4 protein-coding genes are annotated in these 2,249 nt (G+C 38.3%); all 4 read left to right on the top strand.

Annotated features, from left to right (window positions below; translation table 11 throughout):
* Positions 1-145: 145 nt before the first annotated feature.
* The 4 genes from ABD036_RS19005 (at position 146) to ABD036_RS18990 (ending at position 1,995) form a co-directional block, all read left to right on the top strand.
* Positions 146-505, top strand: coding sequence for a hypothetical protein (locus tag ABD036_RS19005; protein WP_343862763.1), 360 nt, complete (start codon positions 146-148; stop codon positions 503-505).
* A gap of 94 nt (positions 506-599) precedes the next feature.
* The gene (locus tag ABD036_RS19000; RefSeq protein ID WP_343862761.1) at positions 600-926 is read left to right on the top strand and encodes a hypothetical protein; all 327 of its coding nucleotides are present in this window, start codon (positions 600-602) and stop codon (positions 924-926) included.
* A gap of 103 nt (positions 927-1,029) precedes the next feature.
* Complete coding sequence (locus ABD036_RS18995; RefSeq protein ID WP_343862758.1) at positions 1,030-1,431, top strand: hypothetical protein; 402 nt, start codon at positions 1,030-1,032, stop codon at positions 1,429-1,431.
* A gap of 123 nt (positions 1,432-1,554) precedes the next feature.
* Entirely contained in the window at positions 1,555-1,995 is a 441-nt protein-coding gene (locus tag ABD036_RS18990; protein ID WP_343862756.1) for a hypothetical protein, read from the top strand.
* Positions 1,996-2,249 lie beyond the last annotated feature (254 nt).

The raw sequence follows: 2,249 nt of genomic DNA, 5'->3' as shown, positions 1-2,249 counted from the left end.
GTTCAGAGAGCAATCGCGAAAGAATTGGAACATAACAAATGAATTATGTCGTTCGTAAACTCACTGGGACAAATACTCGCTGGCCTTCGGCCAAAGCGCTCATATTTGCCCCATATTCAAAGCGTTATATGCCTAAGGGAGTCTGGTGCTAATTTATCTGTATCCATTATTTATGATACCAATTTATGCAGGTATCTTTTATGTGATATTGAAGTGGCTTAAAGTCGATTCATTTCGTGTAAAAAGAAGTTTTGTTCTAGCTGCTACTCTTGCAACAATTGAATTGATTTGTAATTTAATTGTTTTTACTTTGGATCTAAATGGAATAGCAAACACTGTTTTATCTGTTGGTGTTTTTGTATTTGTTATTCGCAAATTATTAATCTTAAAAACATGGCAAGCAGTTGTAATTCCAATCGGTGTAACGGCTTGCGGATACTTAATAATGGCGGTATTGCTAATGGTGTTTTTCCAATTTTTTGGGGCATCAAATGGCGGCATATAACAAAAACATCATGGTGGGAATTTTACTCGCTGAAACAGCGCTCCTAAAATCCCCATATGTTAAGCGTTAGAGCTACCAAGATTTTGGAGTTAAATTGAAGGTTTTCATCATATTTCTAATTTTTATTTCTACTGTGTCCAATGCAGAGGAAGTCAAAAAAGTCGAGGGTGAAAAGATAGGTTACTCTTGTTTTAAAGAGCCATCTTGGCCTAATGATAAAAATATAAGTTACTTATGTGTTTTTGAGTTAAACACGGTTAGTCCATTTTACGATGATGATAAGCGCAATAAAATAGTTAAAAATTTTGTTGGTTCTATAAAAAAAGATTGCAAAGTATCCGAAGGAATCGAAATGGTAGAGGCAAATTCAGTTGCGGATCATGGGATGTTTCTAATGGCTTATCATGTAAGCTGTAAGTAGCTCTAACAAGTCGTTTAAAAGGACAAAAAACAGTTGGCTGTTTTCGTTCCTCAACATTTTAGCCAACAATTTTTTGCCTCTTAACGAGGCGTTATACCTTCTTATGAAATATTTGTATTTAGTTGTTTTAATGCTGTGCTTAAGCGCATGCTCCCATATTGAGTCAGATGCTCCTCTGCTGGATCTAGATTACGCAGAAGAACCGTTAAACCTATTCGAGTATGTTGATAGTAATTGGGAAAAAGTTTGTTTTCTTGGCCCTTATTCAAACGACGATGCCGCACTTGAATTGTTAGGCTTTCAATGGCCGCTAGAAACATTAACGTCAGTTTGGGTAAACGAAGGAGTCACTTTATTAGTATTTATTGAAAATGGCTCGATTGAGTCGTATTACGAGGTTTCCAGAGGGCGGTATGATTTCAGTGTTTTTTCAAACTCTTGTATCAAACGTAGCGCTGCCACATTTATAAAAAACGGTTCAAAGGTTGTTCAAACACAGGTATAACAAACACATTATGTTCATTCGCTTCGCTCACTGGGACGCATACTCGCTGGCTCGGCTCATTCTTCGCAAGTATAGCCAGCAAGCCTGCGCCCCATATGTGAGGCGTTATGCATTCATGGAAGTATGGCGAAAAAGTCAATGATTGAGAATCGCAAAGAATATTATCGCAAATGTAAGTGCGGTAGAGATCACGAGAATAAATTTATCCGTGGCATGTTTAAATATAGTGATGAAGGTGAAACTGCTTTCTGTCTTGCTATGCTTGAGCATCAAAACGAGCGCCATATTTGGCTTTCATTTATGACAGGTGAGTGGCCAAACACCAATCAAGAAGATTGCGCAGTCACTTGTCACATCTATACAAATGAAAAAGGTCGAGTTTTCACAATTCAAAATGGCGAGGATTCACCATTTAGTAATGATGATATTTTCGATTGTTACCAAGTTACACGCGAACAAGTATTGGCGGTTAATGGCGCTAAAGAGTGGTTTATAGATACCTATTTATCGCTGTTTAAAACAGATGACGAAATTGGGAACTACTTGGTAGCAGAGAATGCATAACAAGTTGCTCAAGTTCGTTCGTAAACTCACTGGGACAATTAACAGTTGGCTTGGCGCTTCGCGCAAGTTTAGCCAACAGTTAATTGCCCCTTAGCAAAGCGTTATACGTAAAAGACCTGCTCATGATGGGTCAGAGCCTGAAAACTGTACCTTGATTAAGCGTGATCAGTACCTTGGTCCAGTTGTTCCGGCACATTGAATATGGTATTTCTAAAAGCCGTTTCTCGCCTTTCCTTGAGCAAGCTCAGAGCACC

It is taken from the genome of Aliiglaciecola litoralis, from assembly GCF_039523355.1.
GTDB classification, from domain to species: Bacteria; Pseudomonadota; Gammaproteobacteria; order Enterobacterales; family Alteromonadaceae; genus Aliiglaciecola; species Aliiglaciecola litoralis.
This window is presented reverse-complemented; position numbering and strand designations above follow the sequence as displayed.